Below are 21,355 nucleotides of genomic sequence, written 5' to 3' on the forward strand. Positions count from 1 at the left end.
TGTCGCATCGTCGGTTACAGAACCTCAAAAGCACCCCCGAGTTCAGTCATGAGAGTGGTCTCCAGATGTAATCGACGTACGAGGGTGTCATCGGACGGTGAGCCTCTATTACGATGAGAAGTATGGGAACCGTTCTATGATCCCCTCTAGAAAATTAAAATACGAAAAGAACAAGTCAATTGAAAAGAATTTCAAGATCAATGAACCGGCGAACGTCAACTATGACCGTAGTCGAAGCGAGGTGACTGCGTGAGCCACGTCCCCGTAAACCGTCGGAAGCTGCTGAAAACGGTCGCTGGAGGGGCCGTACTTACCGGGACGGCGTCTGGTGCGACTCCGGACTCCGACAGCGTCGCGACAGAAAAAACGGTCTACTTCGGGGCAGGGGAGAGGGTGTATGCGGTCGACGCCGCCACGGGGGAGTCGGTGTGGACATTCAGCCCCGAGGGAGAGTCCAGAGCCGGGGTGACGAGCAGAGAATGACGCCGTCGTTCGAACACTTTTCGGAGGGTGGTGGGATCATTCTGTTCGATGCCGACAGTCCCGGATCGATCACGGTCGAGTACGTGCTCGAGGTCGCTCCGGATGCGGAGCCCGGCGAATATTCGTTCGAACCCGACGCAATCGCCATTAACGAGCAAATGGTTCCGGTCGAGGGCATCGGTCAAGTCGTGGTGGAACGATGAGTGAGTTTCCAATGAACCGTCGTGATTTGCTCCAGGCGACGGGCGCAGGGGTACTCGGAACTGCCGGGTTGAGCCAAGTGGATGTTGCTGAGGCATCTTCGGGTGGCGACAAAGTCTGGGAGTTCGAGGCCAACGATGTGGTAAGAGGCTCGCCAACCGTCGTCGGCGAGACAGTCTTTGCTGGAAGCGACGACGAAAATCTGTATGCAATAAATACCGCGGACGGTACAAAACGATGGTCGTACAGTACGAGCTCAAGCATTATGGCACAGATTAGAGCGGCACCGGCGGTCGTTGATGATACGGTGTATTTCGGTACCGATATGCGCGGGTTCGGTCGTGTCTACGCCGTAGACGCCACTGATGGATCGAAAGAATGGCGATACAAGACTGGCGCTCGTGTTCGGACGTCGCCGACAGTCGTTGATGAGACAGTGTTCGTCTGTAACCACGGCGGCACCCCGAATGATCCTTCTCCGAATCTCTATGCTTTAGATGCGGATGATGGATCCAAAATATGGCAGTTTCAGACCAATGGTAATATCCAATCGTCTCCGACTGTAGTTGACGGGACGGTCTACGTCGGTTCTGACGATAGTAGCGTGTACGCAGTGAGTGCAACCGACGGTACAGAACAGTGGTCTACCAGTCTCAGCCAGTATATGAGCGTCAGATCCTCGCCAACAGTCGTTAACGAAACCGTGTATGTCGGCCTTGCCGAACGCGATGGAGACAGTCTCTACGCGCTGGATGCCAAGACCGGTTCAGTTCAGTGGAAAGTCAACAAGGGCGGTATTGACTCTTCTCCAACTGTGATCGACGGAACTCTCTATATCGGTAGCTTCCTACCAGGACGAATCTATGCAGTGGATATAGACGACGGCTCCAGCCAATGGACGTACGAAACGAACGGGAGAAGGGTCTCATCGCCTACCGTCGCCGGTGATGTGGTCTACATAGGTAGTACGGATGGCGTCTTGTATGCGTTAGATAGGAGCGATGGATCAAAACTATGGACATACGACACAGAGACTAGTTATCTTTCCTCGCCGATCGTTTCTGACGGTACGCTCTACGTCGGGAGCGGGATAGGTCGATGCTGCGAACCGGGCGATGGAGAGGGCACAGTGTATGCACTGAACGCTGGTATTGATGGCTCGAGTGAGGGCTCACGCGTCTCCCTCGGTACGCTGGGCCACCACCACACGTTCGCCGACAGAGAGCCGCCCGAACCGGACGACCCCGACGCCCCGGACCCCGATCCGGACGGCGAACTGACCGGTACGGTTAGGGACGTAGACGGGCGTCCGCGCGAGGGAGCGGCCGTCTCGATCTACGACGCGAGCGGGGACGCGGACGCGGTGCTCGCTCGCACGACGGCGGACGACGGGGAGGACGCCGGGACGTACGCGTTCCCGGACCTCGAAACAGACGACGGGAAGACACCCGACCGGGTCCTGCTCGTCGCTCGCGAGGGAAAGTGGTTCGGCTCGGTCGAAATAGACGGATTCGCCGACCAGCTACCCTTGGAGTACGACATCGAACTGGACGGCCAGCTGCTGTTCGGTCCCGAGATCGCCGCCGATGGCCGAGAACTGAGCGTGCTGACCTGCTGGCGCCGCATCATCGAGCCGCGGCGTCAGACCGTCTTCGTCGAGGCGGTGAACGTCGCCCAGCGCGGAGCGCGACACGAGATCACGGCCGACGCCACCGATCTGACCGGCGGCGCTTTTGCCGCGACGGTGCTCGCGGACGACGTCTGGATAAACTTCGGTAGCCAAAGCGACGTCGAGGGGACGGTTCCGGGAAGCGTCGAGGTCGTCGGCCTCGATACGTCGACGGATAACGCCGAACTCGGGGACTGGCATCCGGTTCGGACGGGGGTTCCGCTGTATCCGATCGGCGGCGAGGTCGGTGCGGCGTTCGAGCGAATCTCGACCGCCGACGCCGACGTGGCCGACAGAATTGACGAGGGATTCGGAGCGATAGCGGGGATCATCCCCGGTGTCTCAGAACTCCTAACGTGGCTGGACACGGTCGAGTGGGCGTTCGGCGAGCGCCTCGAATCCGAGGCGAGGGTGGGCGCGGACTCGGTGAGTTTCCCCGATCCGAACGACCCGTCCGCGACCCAGACACGGGTCGATCCGAACGACCACACGACTGCACAGCTCGCCTGGCGGTCGGATAACGAGACGCCCGGCGACGAAGAGGGTGCGGTGGTTATGGCCGTGCCCCTTGAATTCCAGTACGAGAAGGAACGGACGACTGTCGTGACCGTGGAGGCGGAGTGGACGCATCCGAACGCTCACGCCTCCTTCGGCGGATCCTTCGAGATCGGACCGGTCGGCGGACGAAACGGCGAGGAGGGCTGACTACCACAGAACTATGTCGAGTGAATCCGGCGAAAGTCGTACGATGGTTTCGGGACGCGTCACCGATCCCGACGGGGAAGGGGTGGCTGGCGTCACCCTCGAACTCTATCCGTTCGGCAACGGAGCCGATGCCGAGCCGCTCCAAACTCGGACGGAATCGGACGGTACGTTCCGATTCGAGGCGTTGGCCGAGGCGGCCGCGCGCGAAGAGTACGTTGTCGAACCGGACGAGACGGTGTTGATCGCCCGCGATGGTGACTGGTTTTGGACAACTTCCGGAGACTTCGAGTCGGCGTCGACGTCGGCGCTCGAAATCACGCTCCGGAATCAACTTCTGTTCGGCCCCGAAGTCGCAGCGGACGGGAACGACCAACGGGACGAACTGAGCCTGATGACGTGCTGGCGACAGATCGACGGTACGGGGATAGAGACGCTCTTTCTCGAAGTGACGAACGTCCGGGGAGCCGTGGACCGCGAGCCGTTCGAGATTCTCACGGACTCGACAGATCTTGACACGGGGGCGTTTTCGGTTACCGTTCCCCGCGGTGAGGTCCGGATCAATTTCGGGCCACAGACGGAGTTCGACGACGACAGCCCGCCGGCGAAGGTACTCGCACTCGAAACCGGCTCCGAGAACCCCGAACTCGCCGATTGGCATCCGATTCGAACCGGAGTTCCGCTTTTTGGAATCGGATCGGGTTACCTCGACGTATCGAGTTCCGACCCCAGCGCGGACAGTGGTCCCGAAACGGTCGTCGAAGGCGTCGGGCGAATCGTGCACGGCCTTCCCGGAATCGGGACGGTGCTCTCGGTCGTCGACACCGTCGGGTTCGCCGTCGGGAAACAGCTCCGGAGGGAGGCGTCGTTGGGCGACGCAGACGTGGGATTCCCCGATCCGACGGACCCGGACGAGCTGGCAACGGTCGCGGATCCGAACACCCACACGTCGGCGTTGCTCGGCTGGAACGCCCCCGAGGAGACCCTCTCGAATACCGGAGCTGGGTCGGTCGTTATGATGGTTCCGATGGCGCTCAAAGGTGACGGCAGTCCCCGGGCGGCCGCGCACGCCGAGTGGTTACACACCACTGGGCGAGTGACTTTCGGCGAGGTCTTCGAGCTGACCCCGGCTAGACCCGACGGCACCTCGGTCGACGAGTCGGTAAGCACCGCCGAGGAGGGCGAGTCGGTAAGCACCGCCGAGGAGGGCGAGTCAGCGAACGGCGACAGGGCGACAGTCGACGACTACGCCGGGGAGGATGGTGTCGTCGACACCGGCGGACTGTTCGATGCAGCGGAGGACTTCGGAGCCGGGGAGATAGGTGCCGAAACGCTGGTCGAGGTGGCGACGTCGTACCGTCCGAGCCTCCCCTTCGGCTGACCCTCCACGGAGCACCGCGTGAGCGTGGTCGGTGGGCGAGCGCCAACCGCCGTCGGACGCATCGTCCGCTCTCGGGCCAGGAACGAACAGCGAGCCGATCCGGCCGGTGAGAATACTTCGATTCGACGAACCAATAGTGACAAGTAAACGATATTAGGTACGAACCATCGGCAGGATCCCGCTTTATATAGAATCAAGGAGAATACCCGCGGCTTGAGCCGCAGGATGAATCCGACAACTTGGAATCACAACAGATGGGCCGATACGGGCTCGTTGGAATATACGACATTCCTGACCGGTGTCGAGGGAGCCGACGTCGAAATCGGGGAGGACACGCGGAACATCTCCACGTGCATCCGAGAACCGTCGTGTTTTTGCCCGCGGATCCGGTATACTGCACCGACTGAATGGCCCGATACCACATCGAGACGTACGGTTGTACCTCCAACCGCGGTGAGAGCCGGCAGATCGAGAGCGCGCTCCGCGACGCCGGCCACTACCCCGTCGACGGTCCGGAGGCGGCCGACGTCGCCATTATGAACACCTGTACGGTGGTCGAGAAGACGGAGCGCAATATGCTCCGTCGGGCCAAAGAACTGGAGTCGGAGACGGCTGACCTCATCATCACGGGCTGTATGGCGCTCGCACAGGGCGAGGAGTTCCGCGAGGAGGGCGTCGACGCGCAGATCCTCCACTGGGACGACGTTCCCACAGCGGTCACGAACGGCGAGTGTCCGAATCCCGGGCCGGGAACCGAACCCGTCCTCGACGGCGTCGTCGGTATCCTTCCGATCGCTCGCGGGTGTCTGTCGAACTGCTCGTACTGCATCACGAAGTTCGCGACCGGCCGCGTCGACTCCCCGCCCGTCGAGGAGAACGTCGAGAAGGCCCGCGCGCTGGTCCACGCCGGCGCGAAGGAACTCCGGATCACCGGCCAGGATACGGGCGTCTACGGCTGGGATACGGGCGATCGAAAGCTACCGGAGCTGCTCGATCGGATCTGCACGGAGATCGACGGCGACTTTCGGGTTCGGCTGGGGATGGCCAACCCCGGCGGGATCCACGGGATCCGCGAGGAGCTCGCCGACGTCTTCGATCGGCACGAGAAGCTGTACAACTTCATCCACCTCCCGGTACAGTCGGGGTCCGACACCGTCCTAGAGGATATGCGGCGGCAACACCGCGTCGAGAAGTTCGTCGAGATCGTCGAGACGTTCGATTCGAAACTCGACTACTGGACGCTCTCGACGGACTTTATCGTCGGCTTCCCGACCGAGACCGACGACGACCACGCCCAGAGTATGGCGTTGTTCCGGGAGGTCCGACCTGAAAAGGTGAACGTCACCCGGTTCTCGAAACGGCCCGGCACCGACGCCGCGGAGATGAAGGGCCTTGGCGGCACGGTGAAGAAGGAGCGTTCGAAGGAGATGTCCGAACTGAAACGGGACGTCGTCGCCGAGGCCTACGAGTCGATGATCGGTGAGACGCACCGCGTGATGGCCGTCCGTGAGGGGACGGGCGACTCGATGAAGTGCCGAGACGAGGCCTACCGGCAGATCATCGTCCGCGACGCCGCGGAGCGGGGGATCGAACCGGGCGACTTCCTCGACGTCGAGGTGACGAGCCACCAGACGGTCTACGCGTTCGGCGAACCGGTCTGATCGGCGCTCTCGCTGCCGCTCGATTCGTTCGTTGCTGCCGCTATCCACTGTTCTCGCCGCCGCCCTCGGACAGCTCATCGCCATCGACGATGCTGTACCCTTCGCCACCGTCGGCGCCTCCGCCGGTGATCGTCCCGTCGTTCCCGCGAGCGATCGCCGTTCCGACGAGCCGGTCCGCTTCGGCGTCTTCCTTCCACTCGCCGAGTTCCTTCGGATCGACGTGGACGAACACGTCGTCGACCTCCGGCATCGCGCGAATCGATTCGACGACGGCCGATTCGATGTCGTGGGCCTCGAAGAGCGTCATATGGCCCTCGACCTCGATGTGGAGGCTCACGTCGACTTCCGGGCCGACGTAGTGGGCAACGACGTCGTGCGCGCCCCGAACCTGTGGGTGTTCGAGCGCGCGCTCGAGGATCTCACGGCGGAGTTCCTCGGGCGGGGCCGCGCCGACGAGGTAGTTCACGTTGTCGCGGACGATCTCGTAACCCGTGTAGAAGATGCCGAGCGAGACGACGCCGGCGGCGATCGGATCGAGGACGGGCGCGCCGAACGACGCCCCGAGCACGCCGACGAGCGCCGCGCCCGCGGTGAGGATGTCGTTTCGGTTGTCGAGCGCGGCGGCGACGACCGCCGGCGAGTGGCGCTCCTCGCCGACGCGGAGGCAGTAGCGATAGAGCCCGTACTTCGCGCCGGCGGTCCCGAGCAGCACGGCGACGCCCGCCGTCCCGGCCTCGACGCCGTAGGTGCCGTTCAGCACCGACGTGGTGGCGTTCCAGAGCACGGCCCCGCCGGCGGCGAAGACGCCGACGGCGACGAACAGCGAGACGAACGGCTCGATGCGCTCGTGGCCGTGGGGATGTTCGAAGTCCGGCGGTTGGGTGGTCAGGTACAGCCCCGCGACGATGACGAGGCTGTAGACGCTGTCTGCGAGGCTGTTGACGGCCTCCGAGCCGACGGCGAGGCTGCCGGTGAGCCCCCAGACGCCGCCCTTCGCGAGCACGAGAGCGAGGTTCACCGCGAGGACGACCAGTCCCACGCGGCGGACGACGCGCCTCCGGTCGTCGCTCATCGTCCGAGCGTACTCATCGCGGGGCTAAGTCGCTTCGGTCGAGGGTGCGACTTCCGACCGAGAGTGGACACAGTCGTTCGACCGGAAGCGTCTTCGGCGCTCTCGGCTGCACGATCGGCCGGTCGGGCGGTCCTCTCAGGGACGCCGATCCAATCAGTCCTGTTCCAGGGCTCAGAACTCGGCGCGTTTGATCCACTCGATGGCGACCAGCACGAACCAGACCATCCACGTCACGAAAACAAAGAGCGACGCGGTGTAGTATCCGATCCTCGTGTCGACGACCATCGCGACGCCGAGCACCGCGATTACGAAACCGGCGGCTCCGAGATTACGACGCCGGTCGCGCAGCGCCGCGACGAGCGCGGTGGTTCCGGTGTGGTCCGACATACGTGGTCTCCTCTGACCGCGGAACGTGCTTTTCGAGACGTCGTGCGAGGGGACCGCTCGTGCCGATACCTCACTCCTCGAAGTCGAGTCTGACGGCGCGGGTCGGTTCGTCGGTTTCGCCGTCGGTCTCGTGCTCGCTCTCGGCCTCGCCCGTCGCCGCCGGCAGCGACGCGAACGCCTCGTGCAGGCGGTCGTAGGTCTCCTCAAGCGCCTCGACGATCACCTTCGTCTCGCCGATCACGGGCATAAAGTTCGTGTCGCCGCTCCAGCGCGGCACGAGATGCGTGTGGACGTGGTCCTCGATCGACCCGCCGGCGGCGTCGCCGCCGAGGTTCTCGCCCGCGTTCACGCCGTCGGGGTGAAACGCCTCGTCGAGGGCGTCGATGGCCGCGACCTTCAGCCGCGCGTGATCGAGTAGTTCGGCGTCCGTGAGGTCGCCCCACTCGCCGGTGTGGCGGTACGGGACGATCATCACGTGGCCGGGGTTGTACGGGTAGTTGTTCAGGATGACGAACGCGTGCTCGCTGCGGGCGACGATCCGGCTCGCTCGGTCTTCCTCGCGCTCGGGCAGCACGCAGAACGGACAGCCCTCGACGTTCTTTTCTTCGGAGTCGCGTTCGACCCAGTCGATCCGCCAGGGGGCGAAGACCTGCTCCATCGTTCGCTCGCTCACGCGGTCAGGATCTCGCAGCCGTCTTCGGTGACGACGACGGTGTGTTCGGCCTGGCTGACGAGTTCGCCGTCGTCCTCTTTCAGGACGGGGTACCCGTGGAAGACGCCCTGCTGTTCCAACCGCTGGATGGCCATCTCCGCGCGCGGTTCGTCGAGCCACCGGGCGGCGAAGGGCAGGGTCCTGTACTCGTCTTTGACCTGTTCGAGGATCTGCCGGGCAGTCCTGTTCCGAACCGACCGGTCGCGTTCGAGGCTGTAGATCTCCTCTTTGGACCCCTCGGAGACTTTCCCGCGCCCGGTCGTCGCGAAGGGCTCGATGGCGACGACGTCGCCGACTTCGAGTTCGATGCCGCGGTCGGTCCCGCGGTTCGGGATCGTCGGCCCGGTGTGGGCGTCCCACTGCGCGACGCCGTGGCCCGAGAGGTTCAGCACGGGCGTGTAGCCGTAGCCGCGGATGACGTCCTCGATCTCCGCGCCGACCTCGCCCGTCTCGACGCCCGGTGCGACCGCGTCGAGCGCGGCGTCGAGCGCCTCTTCGGCGGCCTCGACGAGTTCGGGAGTCCCCGACAGATCGACCGTCACCGCGGCGTCGGCGATGTAGCCGTCGACGTGGACGCCGCAGTCCAGACAGACCATCTCCTCGCCGAACTCGGTGTCGTCGTCGCGTCCCGGCGAGGCGTGGGAGGCCTCCTCGTCGACGCTGATGTTCGCGGGGAACGCGCAGCCGTCGGCGCGCTCTCGGATCTCCGCTTCGGCGAACTCGGCCACTTCGAGCTGTGTGACGCCCGGCTCGATCATCTCGGCGGCCTCGTCGAGCACGTCCCGAAGCACCGTTCCGGCCTCCCTGTACTTTGTCAGCGTCTCCTCGTCGAGGGGTCCGTCGCTCATACCGGAGTCATCGGACGAGCGACCCAAAGAGGTTCCGAAGCCGACGCTGGTGGGAATTCACGGGAGTGGATGAAACGGGCGTCTCAGTTACACGTACCTACTTACGCCCGGAGCGGGTCGTCCGCCGTATGCCCTCCGCGGTCACCGAAGCGTTGTTCAGCGAGCCCTCCGGCCGCCGTCACGCGCTCGTGATGTTCGCCGGGGTGGCCATCTTCACGAGCGTCTACGTGTACTACGGGGTTCTCCGCGATTCCGCCGCGGTCGGGTGGCTGCTCGTTATGGTCGTCGGCTCCGCGCTGTCGGGGATCGCCGAGTCCCTTCCGAAGGATCGGCGGCGGATCGCCGGAGCGCTACGTATAACGGCGATTCTCGTCTTGCTGGGTGTCCTGGCGCTCACCGTATTCGTTCCCGAAGTCGTCGTCAGGTCAGGGTGATCTCACTCGATTCGGCCGCACCGGCGCGGTCCGTCACCCGACGACGGACGCGACGAGGTCGTCGAGGTATGCGATCTCCTCTTCGAAGATGCCGTGGCCGCGGCCCTCGTAGCGGTCGAAGCGGACGTCGGCGTTCAGGCGCTCGAAGACCGCGACGGTCTCCTCGGCGCGCGACATCGGGATGTGGGGGTCGTCGTCGCTGACGCCCAGGAAGAAGGGCATTCTCTCGACGTCGCCCGTGTGGTCGAACTCGGTCCCCTCCTCGCCGATCAGGCCGCCCGAGAGGAGGACGAGGCCGCCGTAGCGTTTCGGCTCGCGCGCGACGAACTCCGAGACGAGACACGCCCCCTGCGAGAAGCCGACGAGGACGACCCTCTCGGTCGGGAGCCCCCCGGACTGGGCTTCCTCGACCGCTCGCCGGAGGTGAGCCAGCGCCGAATCGAGGTGCGGCTGGTTCCGCTCGATCGGCGCGAGGAAGCGGTTGGGATACCAGGTCCCTCGCTGGGCCTGCGGGGCGACGTAGTGCAGCCCCTCCCGGCCGAACTCCCGGGCGAACTGGAGCATCCCGTCGGCCCGCGCGCCCCGCCCGTGCACGAGGACGACCGCGGCGTCGGCGTCTTCGGGCGATGCGCCGGCGGTTCGGATCGGCTGCTCGGCGTGCGGGCCCGCGTCGATGTTCGGATCCTCGTCGCCGTTCGGGGTGCGTCGGTTCATTCGCTCGCCCCTCCGTCCGCCGGGGCCTTTTCGCTTTCCGCTGGGGCCGTCGCCTTCGTCTCTCCGGAGGGGAAGCCGTCGTCGGGAACGTCCAGCGGCGGCAACGCCGACTCGATCTCCTCGCGCTCGTCCGCCAGCCACGGGGGGAGTTTGAGTTCCGAGCCCAACGCTTCGACGGGCTCGTCGAGCGTGAAGCCGGGTCCGTCGGTCGCGATCTCGAAGAGGATGCCGCCGGGTTCGCGGAAGTAGATCGACCGGAAGTACTGGCGGTCCTTCTGCGGCGTCACGAACTGTCCGGCGTCGGAAAGCCGCTCGCGCCAGGCCAGTTGCTCGTCCTCGTCGGCGGCGCGGAACGCGACGTGGTGGACGGTCCCGACGCCGGGGCGGCCACGCGGCGGTCCGCGATGGAGCACGTCGACGACCGTCGCGCGATCGCCCGCCGCGGCGTAGCGGACGCGCTCGGCTCCGTCGTCGGGGTCGGTCTCGGCTCCGACGCGTTCGAAGCCGAGCAGGTCCAAGACGTTCGCCGTGGCGTCGGGTTCGGCGGAGTGCAGCGTGACACCGAAGAACCCTCGGATCGCGTGCTCGTCGGGGACGGGACCGCCGTTCCACGGCTCGATCGGCGAGTCCGAGAGATCCGTCTCGACGAGTTCGAGCGGTTGTCCGTCGAGGTCCGCAAGGGGGAGAACGTCCGCGCCGAAGCGCGTGCGGCGCTCGTCGACGGACGCGTCGGCGTCGCCGAGTCGGTCCGCCCAGTAGTCGAGGCTGCCCTCGGGAACGGCGAAGGCCGTGGCGACTGCCTGTCCGCGGCCGGGACGGCCCGGTCGCGCACCCTCGAAGGGGAAGAAGGTGAGCGCCGTGCCGGGAGCGCCCGTCTCGTCGCCGTAGTAGAGGTGATAGGTCGTCCTGTCGTCGAAATTGACCGTCCGCTTGACCAGCCGCAGTCCGAGGACCGCCGTGTAGAACCGGAGGTTCTCCTGCGGATCGCCCGCGACGGCCGTGACGTGGTGGATACCGTTCGTTTGCATAGTCTGGGTCTCCTCGCGGGTCCCGGAGGGAGTCGCGGGAAGCGGATCGTCCGCGTCCCCGTCCCAATCCGGTATCGCTCTGTTACCTACTAAAGAAGCGAAACCATTTGTATCTTCGCGGACGAAGGGGTGACCAGGTGACGCCTGTGTCCCCAGACTCCCAGGACAAATACGACGAGGACGCGTGCTCGGTGATCGACTCGCTCGAACAGATCGGCTCGCAGTGGCGACTCATCGTCCTGCACGACCTCCAGGAGGGCGAGAAACGCTTCAACGAGCTCAAGCGCTCGACGGACGCCAGTTCTCGGACGCTCTCTCGCGTCCTCGACGACCTCCAGGAGCTGGGGTTCGTCAACCGGCGGCTGGAGGAGGACGCGCCGGTGGCGACGTACTACTCGCTGACGCCGAAGGGTCGGTCGCTGTGTCCGGTGTTCGACGAGATCGAGGCGTGGGCCGACGAGTGGCTGCACGCGACGCCGACCGGCGAGGATCCCGCGACCGTGGCGGCCGACGGCGGTTCGACCGACGAGGGGGCCGCGGACGGCGAGGCGACGGAATCCGAAGCGGCCGAGTGATTCGGCCGATCCGGCCGCTTCAGGCGCCTTCGACGAGTCGTTTGAGTTGTTCCGGCGGCACGGCTCCGCGGGCGGCGTGGCCCTCGTAGGCGAACGTCGGAACGCCGGTGATACCCTGCTGTTGAGCCTCGCGGAACTGCGCTTCGAGGGCCGAGCGGCGTTCCTCGTCGTCGAGCACCTCGCGGACGAAGTCGGCGTCGACGCCGACCGCAGTCGCGATGTCGACGAGGACGTCCGCCGAGCCGATGTCGCGTCCGTCGTGCCACAGCGCCTCGAAGACGCGCTCGTCGAAGTCGAGCCACGTCTCGTAGTCGGACTGGTCCCGGACCGCGACGGAGACGAGCTGTGCGGGCAGCGAGTCGACGTCGGTCGCCAACTCGACCTCCATCTGGTCGGCCCCGTACTTCTCGCGGAGCTTTCGGACGTTGGTTTTGGCCTGTTCGTAGTAGGCGTCGTCCTTGCCGTCGTCGGCGTCGTGGTCGATCGTTCCGTCGGGGTTCCGCTTGCCCGAGCGAAGGTCGAAGGGCCGCCAGTCTATCTCCAGTCGCTCCTCGCGTTCGGACTGGTACTCCGACAGCGACCGTCGCCCGAGGTAGCAGAACGGGCAGACGTAGTCCGAGTAGACGGTGATTCGGTCGTCTGTCGTCGCCGTTTCGGATCCGGTGGTGGCGTCTGACATCGCTCGGAGGGAGGCGCGTCGCACATAAGAAGCCGTCCCGTCTGTGCGCGGCGGTACACGCGGGGAGCCGTTCCGGGTATCGCCGAGCAAGACGCGCAGTACCGGCTCTCGCGCGAAGGTGTCGAGAAACAGTACACATACGGTGCCGGAGTCACAACCGGGGACCGGTGATGAAAGCGCAGGACTTCCTCGAATCAGATTGGGATTACTGTCTGGTCCTCGATGCGTGCCGCTACGACGTGTTCTGTGACGTCTACGACGAGTATCTCGACGGAACGGTCGAAAAGCGACGGAGCGTGGGGTCGTCGACGCCCGAGTGGGCCTCCCGGACGTTCACCGACCACCACGACATCGCGTACTTCTCCGGGAACCCCTTCATCAACGACCTGGGAATCCCGCTGAACGAACTCAAGTGGGGCGCGAGCTGCGACTACGAGTGGACGGCGAACGAACACATCAGCGACGTCGTCGACGTCTGGAAACACGGCTGGGACGACGACCTCGGCACGGTCCCCCCAGAGAGCCTCGAAGCGTCGCTGACGGAACGATTCGACCTCGTCGAGCGGAACGAGCGGACGGTCCTCCACTATATGCAACCGCACGCGCCGTATCTCTCTCGTGGTGCGGGACAGAAGCTCAAGCAGATCCAGAAGGGGATCCGCAGACAGGAAGACAGCCAGGAGGCGGCCGCGGACGGCGGCGGGGCCATCGCCGCGCTCGGACAGACCGTCAGGCCGCGGATCGAAAGCGCGCTCGAAGGCAGCGAACTCGCCCAGAAGGCGGGGTTGTGGCTCGAACTCGACCCCGTCGACCTCGTCCAGAACGGGACGCGGGAGACCGCCTTCGAACTCCACGAGGAGAACCTGCGCATCGCGCTCGAATCGATCGCCGACCTGATTCCCAAGCTCGACGGCACGGTGGTCGTCACCGCCGATCACGGCGAGGCGTTCGGCGAGGAGGGCGTCTGGGAGCACCACATCGAGACGCACATCCCGCCGCTCGTCGACGTTCCGTGGCTCGTCGTCGAGTAATTGCTAGACGGACTCACACGAGCAGTTTCGAGCGTCGCAGCGATAACGGCAGTAATTTACGCACGGTGCGGAAAGAGCCGGATGTTTATGAGCTACGACCAGATCGAGGTCCCCGATTCCGGGGAGAAGATCACGCTCGCCGACGAGGAGACCGGGGAACTGAACGTTCCGGACACGCCGATCATCCCGATCATCCACGGCGACGGGATCGGAACCGACGTCGGACCGGCGGCGCAGAAGGTCCTCGACGCCGCCGCGGAGGCAACCGGCCGCTCCGTGGAGTGGATGCGCGTCTACGCCGGCGAGTCCGCCCGCGAGAAGTACGGCGAGAACCTGCCCGACGACACGGTGAACGCGATCCGCGATCACCGCGTCGCGATCAAGGGCCCGCTGACGACGCCCGTCGGCGCGGGCTACCGCTCGCTGAACGTCGCGCTCCGGCAGAAGCTCGACCTCTACGCGAACGTCCGCCCGACCTACCACATCGACGGCGTCCCCTCGCCCGTCAAGAACCCCGAGGAGATGGATATGATCACGTTCCGGGAGAACACCGAGGACGTGTACGCCGGCATCGAGTGGGAGGCCGGCACCGACGAGGTCGAGCAGGTGAAGGCCTTCGTCGAGGACGAGATGGGCTACGACGAGATGATGCACGACGGTCCGATCGGCATCGGCATCAAGCCCATCACGGAGTTCGGCACGAAGCGGCTGGTCCGCGAGGCCATCGACTACGCCCTTGAGAACGACCGCGACACTGTCACGCTGGTCCACAAGGGCAACATAATGAAGTTCACCGAGGGCGCGTTCCGCGACTGGGGCTACGAGGTCGCCGAGGAGGAGTACGGCGCGGACGTCATCACCGAGGACGAACTCTGGGAGGAGCACGACGGCGAGGCGCCCGAGGGGACGCTGGTCGTCAACGACCGAATCGCGGACAACATGCTCCAGCAGCTCCTCACCCGGACGGACGAGTACGAGGTCATCGCGACGATGAACCTCAACGGGGACTATATGTCCGACGCCGCCGGCGCACAGATCGGCGGGCTCGGCATCGCGCCGGGCGCGAACTTCGGTGAGGGCCTCTGTCTCGCCGAACCGGTTCACGGCTCCGCGCCCAAGTACGCCGGGCAGGACAAGGTGAACCCGACCGCGATGATCCTCTCGGGTCGCGAGATGTTCGAGTATATGGGCTGGAAGGACGCCGGGCAACTAATCCGCGACGCCGTCGAGAAGACCATCTCCGCGGGCGACGTTACCTACGACCTCGAACGGCAGATCGAGGGCGGCAACAAGCTCGCGACGAGCGAGTTCGCCGAGGCGGTCGTCGAGAACATCCACGACCTCGCCTGAGACGACCGTTCGAGTCTCTTTTAGTTCACTCCCGAGCCGAAGGTTCAAATCCGGTAGCGGAGTAAGGGAGAGATATGTACGCCGTCGTCGGCTGCACCGACTGCGAGCACCTCTGGATCCTGAAGGATCCGCGGGCAGCGGAGACCGCGATGTGTCCGCGCTGCGGCCGGACGCATCGGACGAAGCAGCTCAGACGCTTCGTCGAGGACGAGAACCGGGAGGCCGCCAGGCAGGGGCGCGCGGCGCTGCTCGCGAAGCGCGGCGGCAACAGCGAGGCGTTCGCGGAGACGGCCCACGTCGCGGAGATGGAACGCGAGATCGACGAGCGCGGGGCGGCGGTCGACGACCGCGAGTACCTCGACGGCTCCGGCCTCGACGCCGAGGAGGTCGCGGCCGCCGGCGAACGAGCGGAGCGGGGGTCGGGGGAGTCCGCCGGCAGCCGTATCGACGTCGTCCGCGAGGCGCTCCGCGAGGGCGATGCCCCGACCGCCGACGACGTCGCGAGCTACGCCGCGGATCGCGGCGTGCCGGCCGAAAAGGCCCGCGAGATACTGACGAAACTGTCCCGACGCGGCGAGGTGACGGAGTCGGGCGGCACGTACCGCCTGCTCTGAGTGTCGATGTCGGGTGCGTCTGGGACCGGAATCGTCGGCTGGATCGCCCGCGGCGTCGTCGCCCTCTGCTTCGTCGGCGGCGCGGTCCTGGCGGTCACGGGTCGACTCGTCGTCGCCGGCGTCGCGTTCCTCGTCGGCCACACGTTCCTCGCCACGGCGGCGATGGTGCAGCGACAGCGACGCCGCGGTGCCGGCCTGTCGCTGTCGGGCGTCGGGTGGTTCGCGCTCTCGGTCGGTCTCGGGGCAGGCGGGACGTCTGCGGGCGGCACCACCGTTCCCGAAACGCCGCTTCTCGCCGTCGGAATCGCGCTCGTCACCGTGGGAACCCTTCTGGTGGTCGGGGCGCTCGGCGGGGGCGACCCCGAGCCGCCGGTCGAGGCGGAGAAGTAGTCCCTCGCGCCGACCGGGAGCCGTCTGCGGCCTATCGACCCAACTCGGCGTGCGCGCTGGAGAGGTGTCGCGAGGCGAGCGCCGACAGGAGCGACAGTTCGCCGGCGAGCGCGCCGACGGCGATGTACTCGGCGAGCGCGTCGGCGTTGGATCCGGCCGGATCGCCGCCGCCGCGGACGCCCAGGACGTCGAGTCCCTCCGCCTGCGTGGGGAGTTTGGTGCCGCCGCCGACGGTGCCGACTTCCAGCGACGCCAGCGAGACCGAGAGGTAGAGGTCATCTTCCCGCACTTCGGCGGTCGTGATCGCGTTCGCGCCCTCGACGACCTGCGCCTCGTCCTGCCCGGTCGCGAGGAACATCGCGGCGACGACGTTCGCGACGTGGGCGTTGAAACCGAGACTGCCCGCTTTCGCCGACCCGACGAGGTTCTTCCGGGTGTTGAGCTCCGCGATGTCCTCGGGCGTCGTGTGCAACCGCTCTTCGACGACCTCGCGGGGAATCGTCACGTCCGCCGTGACGGAGCGGCCGCGCCCCTCGATGGCGTTGATCGCGGCGGGCTTTTTGTCCGTACAGAGGTTGCCAGAGAGCGCGACGAGGTCCGCCTCGGTCTCCTCCTCGACGACGTCGCAGGCGGCCTCTGTCGCGATAGTGGCCATATTCATCCCCATCGCGTCCTTCGTATCGTAGCGGAACCGGAGGTAGACGGAGTTGCCGACGACGTACGGGGTCACGTCCAGGAGTTCGCCGTGGCTCGTCGTCGACTCGGCCGCCTCGATCAGTCGGTCGGTGTTGTCGCGGACCCACGAGACGAGCGCTTCGGCCTCGATCACGTCCGCGACGCGGAACACGGGTGCGCGAGTCATCCCGGACTTGAGTACCCGCGCGTTCGCGCCGCCCGCGGCGGAGAGCGCCGAACAGCCGCGGTTGACGCTCGCCAGCAGCGCGCCCTCGGTCGTCGCCAGCGGGAGGTACGCGCCCTCGTCGCCGTCGCCGCCGTCCGCGGCGCCACCGTCGACGGGCACCGGCCCGGCGACGCCCATCGGCACCTGGACCGCCCCGAGCATGTTCTCGATGTTCGACTCCGCGCGCTCGGCCGGGAAGCCGTAGTCGCCGACGGCGGAAAGCGTCGCGCCGGTCTCCGATTCGACGAGCAGTCGACGCGCCGCGGCGGCGACGTCGGCGTCGGCGTGATCGTCCAGTTCGTGAAGCCGGAGGTCGCCCTCGCGGACGCGCGCGGCGAGGTCGGCGGCGTCTGTCATACCGCCCCATTTCCCGGGACGACCCTAACGGTTTCCGGTTTTCCCGACGCGGGCCGGATGGGGCGCGCCGAGGGTCGGTGTCGCAGCCCGGGGACGGAGGGCCCGCGCCCGGAAGGGAAACCTACTCGTCCCCCCGCGGGGAGCATCGACTATGACCGCACCGTTCTTCGAGCGACTCGGCGACCGCATCGAACGGGTCGACAGCGTCGTCTCCGTCGGTCTCGACGCCGACCGCTCGCGACTCCCCGAGCACCTCCTCGAAAAGGACCTCCCGCAGTGGGCGTTCAACCGCCGGATCATCGACGCGACGCACGAACACGCCGCCTGCTACAAGCCGAACGCGGCGTTCTACGAGAGCGAGGAGGGGTGGCGGTCGCTCCGGGAGACCATCGCCTACGCCGACGGCAAGGACGTGCCCGTCCTCTTGGACGCCAAGCGCGCCGACATCGGCAACACCACCCGGCAGTACGCGAAGCTGCTCGACGACGTCGACGCGATCACGGTCAACCCGTATATGGGCTGGGACTCCCTCCAGCCGTTTCTCGATCGATCCGAGAAGGGCGTCTTCGTGCTCTGTCGGACCTCGAACCCCGGCGGTGCCGACCTCCAGGACCTCGAACTGGAATCCGGCGAGACCGTCTACGAGCGGGTCGCCGCGCTCGCGGACCTCTGGAACGAACACGGCAACGTGGGCCTCGTCGTCGGCGCGACCGCGCCCGACGAACTCGAATCGATCCGCGAACAGGTGCCGGACCTCCCGTTCCTCGTCCCGGGCATCGGCGCGCAGGGCGGCGACGCCGAAGCCGCCGTCGAGAACGGACTGGCCCACGGAGTCGGCCTCGTCAACTCCTCCCGCGGGATCATCTTCGCCGGCGAGGATCAGGGCGAGGCGTTCGCGAAGGCCGCCGGCGACGCGGCGCGGCGACTGAAGCGGCGGCTGAACCAGTACCGCGACGCGTAGGTCGCTTCGTCGTCCCGGACCCGGTCGAGCCCGAACCGGCGGCTACCGGAACTCCGGCACCTCGCCCTCGGCGTCGCTCTCGGCGAAGACGTCCTCGCGCCCCTCGGGATCCGCACAGTGGACGCAGACGCCCTGCTCGGTTTCGAAGTGAACCGAGCAGACGGCCGCCCCGCAGCGGTGGCAGGCGTACTCGGCCTCGCGGCGCTCGCACACCTGACAGACACCCGTCACGCTCATACTCACGTGTACGCGCGGCCGCCACTTCAGTCAGGGGGTCGTGTTGGTAATCAAGTCGCTCGCCCGATCGATCCGTTCCGGCGGGCGCGTCGCCCGAACGGCGGGCGATCGACGAGCAACGCTCTTTGCCCCGGCGCTCCCAACGACGCGTATGAGCATCACGTTGTACGCGCTCGACGGGTGTCCGTACTGCGAGGCCGTCCACGACGCGCTCGAGGAACACGGTATCGACTACGAGACCGTCTGGGTCGACGGCTTGCACTCCGAGCGCGACGAGGTCAAGCGCGTGAGCGGCCAGCGCGCCGTGCCCGTGCTGGTCGACGACGAGCGCGGCGTCACGATGAACGAGAGCGAGAACATCCTGACGTACGTCGGGACGACGCTCGCGGCGCAATGAAGATCTACACCGGCCGCGGCGACGAGGGGATGACGGACCTGCGGGACATGTCGCGGGTCTCGAAGACGAGCGCCCGGATCGAGGCCTACGGGACGGTCGACGAGGCGAACGCCCTCGTCGGGACCGCGCGTCCGACGGGGTACGACGACATCGACGAGACGCTCGAACGGATCCAGAACCACCTCCACATCGTGCAGGCGGACTTCGCGAATCCCGCTCCGGACGACGACGATCCGGTCGTGACCGAGGCTCACGTCGAGGAACTGGAGGACGCCATCGACGAGGCCGACGCGGAACTCGACCCGCTGACGTCGTTCATTCTTCCGGGCGGGAGCGAGGCGGGGGCGACGCTGCACCACGCGCGGGCGGTCGTCCGGCGGGCGGAACGCCGCGCGGTCGACCTCGCGGCCGACGAACCAGTTAATGCGGAAGCGATCCGGTATCTCAACCGGCTCTCCGACGCGCTGTTCGTCCTCGGGCGACTGGTGAACGCCCGCGACGGCGTCCCCGAGGAGTCGCCGTCGTACTGACTGCTCGTCCGGTCGCATCGCCGGGCGGGACTGACGCGCCGAAGAAGAACGCTTAAGTCCGGCGACGGGGAATCATCGGTGCGCGGGTCGGTGGTCTAGTCCGGTTATGACGGCTCCTTCACACGGAGCAGGCCGGCGGTTCGAATCCGCCCCGACCCATTTCTGACGAACCGAAACGACGAACGGCAGTGAGGAGTCCGTTCGTCGAAGTGGACACGCGGATTCGAGCCAGGGAGGTCGCGCGCAGCGAACGAAGTGAGTGAGCACGTCCGACCGAGGTTCGGAATCCGCCCCGACCCATACGCGGTTCGTACGGTCTCTAATTCGCCGTACGTCTCCAGCACCGACTCGCCCGCAAAGCAAAGGTAGTGAACTCGAAACCTGGAATCAGTTTAACTGTTTGTAGGCCTACGGTAATCGTATGAATGACGGCGATGCCTCGTCACTTGAGTCTTTCATTCAGAGGCATTCCTCGTCGGAGTTGTCGGGGCAGGTGATCAATTCGACGCAACCGGACCCGATCGAAAGAATGACCAAGCAACTGTTCGGGAGTATGTCGGTTGAGGTCTCGAAAGCCCGGCAGAGCAGCGAGGTCGAGGATATGTTCGTGCTGGTGGACGACGGGACAGTCATCGCGTCGACGCCTATGAGGAGGATCCGAGAGGCGTTGCTGATGGTCAACACCGATCTGTACCGGACGGGACTCAATCCGCTTGAGGATGTTACCGTCCCTGAGATACTGAAGGAGTTGTCCGAGACGATATTCGAGCTTGCCGGCTATCCGGACTCGAATACGGAGAAGCTGGTCCTGACGTTGATGGCACGCTACATTGAAAAGCAGGCGTGGCATCACGAAACCGGCGTCATTCGCGCGTCCTTTCAGCGTCTATCGCGTCTGTACGACGAGAAGGGCACCCGGAGGGTATATGAGCGCCTCGGGGGACTGCCCGACCTCGATGTCCACGCATATGGCGCTCCCGATCGGGACCCACCGGAGGACTTCCCCGTAACCATTCACGGACTCCGAAATGACGAACTGCGTCAGAGTTGGTTCGTCGTTCACCGCACGAACGACGGAGAGAGTGTCGGGATGCTCGCTCGGGAGCGGAGCCCCAACGAATGGGAGGGGTTTTGGACGTTCGATACCGACGAGACCGACGCGCTCAACGAGTACATCAGGCGCTCGTTCTGATAGCGTGGTGCTCGGCGTCAGGAATGAATCGATCGAGGCCTCGTCCGTCGTGCGCACGTCCTATTCGGCCGTGCGAAGCTTTCTATGAGACCCCTCGCTCCAGAATAGTCGAACCGGCGGCTGGGGTATCGACACGACTCGGTGCTACACTGATCGCTCAGAGCGATAAAATTCCCCATCGACGAGCACCCGCGAGTCGTGACCGATCGTGATCTGGTGGTCCCCGTACTGAAACGTAAACCGCCACTCGTGTTCGTTCTTCATTCCGTCCAATTTGTTCAACACGTCGGGGTCGATGTAGTCGTGCAGCGGCTCGATTTGTCCCGGCGCTACCCCCTCCGCAGCGGCCACTGCTTTGACGACTTCGGTGAGGAGATCAGTTCGCGTCATCCCTCCACGCTCCCAATGACGACACATTCGTTCCGCAAGCGTTCCGGATATTCCCGGTCCGACTCGATCATTTCGCTCACGACGAATCCGGGTTCCTCGAAATGTGGGCCACGCCGGACACGGAACGGATCACTCTCCCAGCGGATGTATCCCGAATCAGCGAGCTTGGGGAGGTGATGATGTCGCAAGTGAATGCACGGATCCTGGGAATCCATCGGTTGCATCGGTGAGTCCGCGGCATCGGGCAACGAGAGCCACTCGTCTTCGGGTGCCTTCAGTAGCGAAAAGATGATCGTCCGACGTGGTTGGGCCGCCAGCGCTTCGTACAACTGGTCCCATCTTTCGGTGCACTCACCACTTCCGGTGGCGTCGGTAGCCATAGGGGCACGTATGATTTTGATGCGTAAATTATTGTGTCCCCACCCACGTCGGAGACGTTCACGAAACCCGACTCATCGC

General features: G+C 65.6%; 26 protein-coding genes and 1 tRNA gene. 16 read left to right on the forward strand and 11 right to left on the reverse strand.

The window, feature by feature from the left end; translation table 11 throughout:
• Window positions 1–249: 249 nt before the first annotated feature.
• From NO360_RS03980 to NO360_RS04000, 5 genes are all read left to right on the forward strand, one after another.
• Window positions 250–483, forward strand: a complete 234-nt coding sequence (locus NO360_RS03980) for a hypothetical protein (RefSeq protein ID WP_256306178.1) — start codon at window positions 250–252, stop codon at window positions 481–483.
• Window positions 480–686, forward strand: a complete 207-nt coding sequence (locus NO360_RS03985) for a hypothetical protein (RefSeq protein WP_256306180.1) — start codon at window positions 480–482, stop codon at window positions 684–686. Before NO360_RS03980 ends, NO360_RS03985 begins: the two co-directional genes overlap by 4 nt.
• Complete coding sequence (locus NO360_RS03990) at window positions 683–3,058, forward strand: outer membrane protein assembly factor BamB family protein (protein ID WP_256306182.1); 2,376 nt, start codon at window positions 683–685, stop codon at window positions 3,056–3,058. The genes NO360_RS03985 and NO360_RS03990 overlap by 4 nt, the downstream gene beginning before the upstream one ends.
• Window positions 3,059–3,101: 43 nt before the next feature.
• Entirely contained in the window at window positions 3,102–4,436 is a 1,335-nt protein-coding gene (locus NO360_RS03995) for a carboxypeptidase-like regulatory domain-containing protein (RefSeq protein WP_256306183.1), read from the forward strand.
• 407 nt (window positions 4,437–4,843) lie between these two features.
• Window positions 4,844–6,097, forward strand: coding sequence for a tRNA (N(6)-L-threonylcarbamoyladenosine(37)-C(2))-methylthiotransferase (locus NO360_RS04000; RefSeq protein ID WP_256306184.1), 1,254 nt, complete (start codon window positions 4,844–4,846; stop codon window positions 6,095–6,097).
• A 40-nt stretch (window positions 6,098–6,137) separates the two neighbouring features.
• Here the strand turns inward: NO360_RS04000 and NO360_RS04005 are convergent, their stop codons facing one another.
• The 4 genes from NO360_RS04005 to map all read right to left on the reverse strand — a co-directional run bounded on the left by NO360_RS04005 (window position 6,138) and on the right by map (window position 9,116).
• Window positions 6,138–7,169, reverse strand: a complete 1,032-nt coding sequence (locus NO360_RS04005; RefSeq protein ID WP_256306186.1) for a cation diffusion facilitator family transporter — start codon at window positions 7,167–7,169, stop codon at window positions 6,138–6,140.
• A gap of 171 nt (window positions 7,170–7,340) precedes the next feature.
• The gene (locus tag NO360_RS04010; RefSeq protein ID WP_256306187.1) at window positions 7,341–7,556 is read right to left on the reverse strand and encodes a hypothetical protein; all 216 of its coding nucleotides are present in this window, start codon (window positions 7,554–7,556) and stop codon (window positions 7,341–7,343) included.
• 70 nt (window positions 7,557–7,626) lie between these two features.
• Complete coding sequence (locus tag NO360_RS04015) at window positions 7,627–8,214, reverse strand: HIT family protein (protein WP_256307092.1); 588 nt, start codon at window positions 8,212–8,214, stop codon at window positions 7,627–7,629.
• 11 nt (window positions 8,215–8,225) lie between these two features.
• Window positions 8,226–9,116, reverse strand: coding sequence for a type II methionyl aminopeptidase (map, locus tag NO360_RS04020; RefSeq protein ID WP_256306188.1), 891 nt, complete (start codon window positions 9,114–9,116; stop codon window positions 8,226–8,228).
• A 128-nt stretch (window positions 9,117–9,244) separates the two neighbouring features.
• Here map and NO360_RS04025 point away from each other — a divergent pair, with 128 nt between their 5' ends.
• Window positions 9,245–9,550: a DUF8011 family protein gene (locus NO360_RS04025; protein WP_256306189.1), complete on the forward strand. Its 306-nt coding sequence runs from the start codon at window positions 9,245–9,247 to the stop codon at window positions 9,548–9,550.
• A 33-nt stretch (window positions 9,551–9,583) separates the two neighbouring features.
• On the opposite strand, the gene NO360_RS04030 is transcribed toward NO360_RS04025, so the two are convergent.
• Entirely contained in the window at window positions 9,584–10,264 is a 681-nt protein-coding gene (locus NO360_RS04030; protein ID WP_256306191.1) for an alpha/beta hydrolase, read from the reverse strand.
• Window positions 10,261–11,292, reverse strand: a complete 1,032-nt coding sequence (locus NO360_RS04035; RefSeq protein WP_256306192.1) for a ring-cleaving dioxygenase — start codon at window positions 11,290–11,292, stop codon at window positions 10,261–10,263. Before NO360_RS04035 ends, NO360_RS04030 begins: the two co-directional genes overlap by 4 nt.
• Window positions 11,293–11,438: 146 nt before the next feature.
• Between NO360_RS04035 and NO360_RS04040 the strand changes: the two genes are divergently transcribed.
• On the forward strand, window positions 11,439–11,867 hold the full coding sequence (locus tag NO360_RS04040) for a winged helix-turn-helix transcriptional regulator (protein WP_256307093.1): 429 nt from the start codon (window positions 11,439–11,441) through the stop codon (window positions 11,865–11,867).
• A gap of 19 nt (window positions 11,868–11,886) precedes the next feature.
• Here NO360_RS04040 and NO360_RS04045 read toward each other — a convergent pair whose 3' ends face one another.
• Window positions 11,887–12,546, reverse strand: a complete 660-nt coding sequence (locus tag NO360_RS04045) for a DsbA family oxidoreductase (RefSeq protein ID WP_256306193.1) — start codon at window positions 12,544–12,546, stop codon at window positions 11,887–11,889.
• Between the two features lie 170 nt (window positions 12,547–12,716).
• Here NO360_RS04045 and NO360_RS04050 point away from each other — a divergent pair, with 170 nt between their 5' ends.
• From NO360_RS04050 to NO360_RS04065, 4 genes are all read left to right on the forward strand, one after another.
• Complete coding sequence (locus NO360_RS04050; protein ID WP_256306194.1) at window positions 12,717–13,577, forward strand: hypothetical protein; 861 nt, start codon at window positions 12,717–12,719, stop codon at window positions 13,575–13,577.
• An 87-nt stretch (window positions 13,578–13,664) separates the two neighbouring features.
• Window positions 13,665–14,927 carry an isocitrate dehydrogenase (NADP(+)) gene (gene icd / locus NO360_RS04055; RefSeq protein ID WP_256306195.1) on the forward strand — a complete coding sequence of 421 codons (1,263 nt, stop codon included), beginning with the start codon at window positions 13,665–13,667 and terminating at the stop codon, window positions 14,925–14,927.
• A 74-nt stretch (window positions 14,928–15,001) separates the two neighbouring features.
• Window positions 15,002–15,541, forward strand: coding sequence for a DUF5817 domain-containing protein (locus NO360_RS04060; RefSeq protein WP_256306196.1), 540 nt, complete (start codon window positions 15,002–15,004; stop codon window positions 15,539–15,541).
• A gap of 6 nt (window positions 15,542–15,547) precedes the next feature.
• Complete coding sequence (locus tag NO360_RS04065) at window positions 15,548–15,931, forward strand: hypothetical protein (protein WP_256306197.1); 384 nt, start codon at window positions 15,548–15,550, stop codon at window positions 15,929–15,931.
• A gap of 31 nt (window positions 15,932–15,962) precedes the next feature.
• On the opposite strand, the gene hmgA is transcribed toward NO360_RS04065, so the two are convergent.
• Window positions 15,963–17,189 carry a hydroxymethylglutaryl-CoA reductase (NADPH) gene (hmgA, locus tag NO360_RS04070; RefSeq protein ID WP_256306198.1) on the reverse strand — a complete coding sequence of 409 codons (1,227 nt, stop codon included), beginning with the start codon at window positions 17,187–17,189 and terminating at the stop codon, window positions 15,963–15,965.
• A gap of 151 nt (window positions 17,190–17,340) precedes the next feature.
• Here hmgA and pyrF point away from each other — a divergent pair, with 151 nt between their 5' ends.
• Window positions 17,341–18,150: an orotidine-5'-phosphate decarboxylase gene (gene pyrF, locus NO360_RS04075; RefSeq protein ID WP_256306200.1), complete on the forward strand. Its 810-nt coding sequence runs from the start codon at window positions 17,341–17,343 to the stop codon at window positions 18,148–18,150.
• Window positions 18,151–18,192: 42 nt separating this feature from the next.
• On the opposite strand, the gene NO360_RS04080 is transcribed toward pyrF, so the two are convergent.
• A complete protein-coding gene (locus NO360_RS04080; protein WP_256306202.1) occupies window positions 18,193–18,387 on the reverse strand; it encodes a zinc finger HIT domain-containing protein in 195 nt (64 codons plus the stop codon).
• A gap of 151 nt (window positions 18,388–18,538) precedes the next feature.
• On the opposite strand from NO360_RS04080, the gene NO360_RS04085 reads away from it, so the two are divergent.
• The 4 genes from NO360_RS04085 (at window position 18,539) to NO360_RS04100 (ending at window position 20,506) form a co-directional block, all read left to right on the forward strand.
• Window positions 18,539–18,784: a glutaredoxin family protein gene (locus NO360_RS04085; RefSeq protein WP_256306203.1), complete on the forward strand. Its 246-nt coding sequence runs from the start codon at window positions 18,539–18,541 to the stop codon at window positions 18,782–18,784.
• Window positions 18,781–19,314, forward strand: a complete 534-nt coding sequence (locus NO360_RS04090; RefSeq protein WP_256306204.1) for a cob(I)yrinic acid a,c-diamide adenosyltransferase — start codon at window positions 18,781–18,783, stop codon at window positions 19,312–19,314. Before NO360_RS04085 ends, NO360_RS04090 begins: the two co-directional genes overlap by 4 nt.
• A gap of 84 nt (window positions 19,315–19,398) precedes the next feature.
• Window positions 19,399–19,473, forward strand: a tRNA-Val gene (locus tag NO360_RS04095).
• Window positions 19,474–19,735: 262 nt separating this feature from the next.
• Entirely contained in the window at window positions 19,736–20,506 is a 771-nt protein-coding gene (locus NO360_RS04100; protein WP_256306205.1) for a DICT sensory domain-containing protein, read from the forward strand.
• Window positions 20,507–20,650: 144 nt separating this feature from the next.
• On the opposite strand, the gene NO360_RS04105 is transcribed toward NO360_RS04100, so the two are convergent.
• Together NO360_RS04105 and NO360_RS04110 are read right to left on the reverse strand one after the other, a co-directional pair.
• Window positions 20,651–20,896, reverse strand: coding sequence for a HalOD1 output domain-containing protein (locus NO360_RS04105; protein ID WP_256306207.1), 246 nt, complete (start codon window positions 20,894–20,896; stop codon window positions 20,651–20,653).
• Window positions 20,893–21,276, reverse strand: coding sequence for a hypothetical protein (locus NO360_RS04110; RefSeq protein ID WP_256306208.1), 384 nt, complete (start codon window positions 21,274–21,276; stop codon window positions 20,893–20,895). The genes NO360_RS04105 and NO360_RS04110 overlap by 4 nt, the downstream gene beginning before the upstream one ends.
• Window positions 21,277–21,355: the final 79 nt, after the last annotated feature.

Source organism: Halobellus litoreus (assembly GCF_024464595.1).
GTDB lineage: Archaea > Halobacteriota > Halobacteria > Halobacteriales > Haloferacaceae > Haloquadratum > Haloquadratum litoreum.

Excerpts from the sequence above, each read along its gene's own strand:
- NO360_RS03985 (WP_256306180.1), top strand. The coding sequence starts at position 480 with ATGACGCCGTCGTTCGAACACTTTTCGGAGGGTGGTGGGATCATTCTG.
- NO360_RS03990 (WP_256306182.1), top strand. The coding sequence starts at position 683 with ATGAGTGAGTTTCCAATGAACCGTCGTGATTTGCTCCAGGCGACGGGC.
- NO360_RS03995 (WP_256306183.1), top strand. The coding sequence starts at position 3,102 with ATGGTTTCGGGACGCGTCACCGATCCCGACGGGGAAGGGGTGGCTGGC.
- NO360_RS04000 (WP_256306184.1), top strand. The coding sequence starts at position 4,844 with ATGGCCCGATACCACATCGAGACGTACGGTTGTACCTCCAACCGCGGT.
- NO360_RS04005 (WP_256306186.1), bottom strand. The coding sequence starts at position 7,169 with ATGAGCGACGACCGGAGGCGCGTCGTCCGCCGCGTGGGACTGGTCGTC.
- NO360_RS04010 (WP_256306187.1), bottom strand. The coding sequence starts at position 7,556 with ATGTCGGACCACACCGGAACCACCGCGCTCGTCGCGGCGCTGCGCGAC.
- NO360_RS04015 (WP_256307092.1), bottom strand. The coding sequence starts at position 8,214 with ATGGAGCAGGTCTTCGCCCCCTGGCGGATCGACTGGGTCGAACGCGAC.
- map (WP_256306188.1), bottom strand. The coding sequence starts at position 9,116 with ATGAGCGACGGACCCCTCGACGAGGAGACGCTGACAAAGTACAGGGAG.
- NO360_RS04025 (WP_256306189.1), top strand. The coding sequence starts at position 9,245 with ATGCCCTCCGCGGTCACCGAAGCGTTGTTCAGCGAGCCCTCCGGCCGC.
- NO360_RS04030 (WP_256306191.1), bottom strand. The coding sequence starts at position 10,264 with ATGAACCGACGCACCCCGAACGGCGACGAGGATCCGAACATCGACGCG.
- NO360_RS04035 (WP_256306192.1), bottom strand. The coding sequence starts at position 11,292 with ATGCAAACGAACGGTATCCACCACGTCACGGCCGTCGCGGGCGATCCG.
- NO360_RS04045 (WP_256306193.1), bottom strand. The coding sequence starts at position 12,546 with ATGTCAGACGCCACCACCGGATCCGAAACGGCGACGACAGACGACCGA.
- NO360_RS04050 (WP_256306194.1), top strand. The coding sequence starts at position 12,717 with ATGAAAGCGCAGGACTTCCTCGAATCAGATTGGGATTACTGTCTGGTC.
- icd (WP_256306195.1), top strand. The coding sequence starts at position 13,665 with ATGAGCTACGACCAGATCGAGGTCCCCGATTCCGGGGAGAAGATCACG.
- NO360_RS04060 (WP_256306196.1), top strand. The coding sequence starts at position 15,002 with ATGTACGCCGTCGTCGGCTGCACCGACTGCGAGCACCTCTGGATCCTG.
- NO360_RS04065 (WP_256306197.1), top strand. The coding sequence starts at position 15,548 with ATGTCGGGTGCGTCTGGGACCGGAATCGTCGGCTGGATCGCCCGCGGC.
- hmgA (WP_256306198.1), bottom strand. The coding sequence starts at position 17,189 with ATGACAGACGCCGCCGACCTCGCCGCGCGCGTCCGCGAGGGCGACCTC.
- pyrF (WP_256306200.1), top strand. The coding sequence starts at position 17,341 with ATGACCGCACCGTTCTTCGAGCGACTCGGCGACCGCATCGAACGGGTC.
- NO360_RS04080 (WP_256306202.1), bottom strand. The coding sequence starts at position 18,387 with ATGAGCGTGACGGGTGTCTGTCAGGTGTGCGAGCGCCGCGAGGCCGAG.
- NO360_RS04085 (WP_256306203.1), top strand. The coding sequence starts at position 18,539 with ATGAGCATCACGTTGTACGCGCTCGACGGGTGTCCGTACTGCGAGGCC.
- NO360_RS04090 (WP_256306204.1), top strand. The coding sequence starts at position 18,781 with ATGAAGATCTACACCGGCCGCGGCGACGAGGGGATGACGGACCTGCGG.
- NO360_RS04100 (WP_256306205.1), top strand. The coding sequence starts at position 19,736 with ATGAATGACGGCGATGCCTCGTCACTTGAGTCTTTCATTCAGAGGCAT.
- NO360_RS04105 (WP_256306207.1), bottom strand. The coding sequence starts at position 20,896 with ATGACGCGAACTGATCTCCTCACCGAAGTCGTCAAAGCAGTGGCCGCT.
- NO360_RS04110 (WP_256306208.1), bottom strand. The coding sequence starts at position 21,276 with ATGGCTACCGACGCCACCGGAAGTGGTGAGTGCACCGAAAGATGGGAC.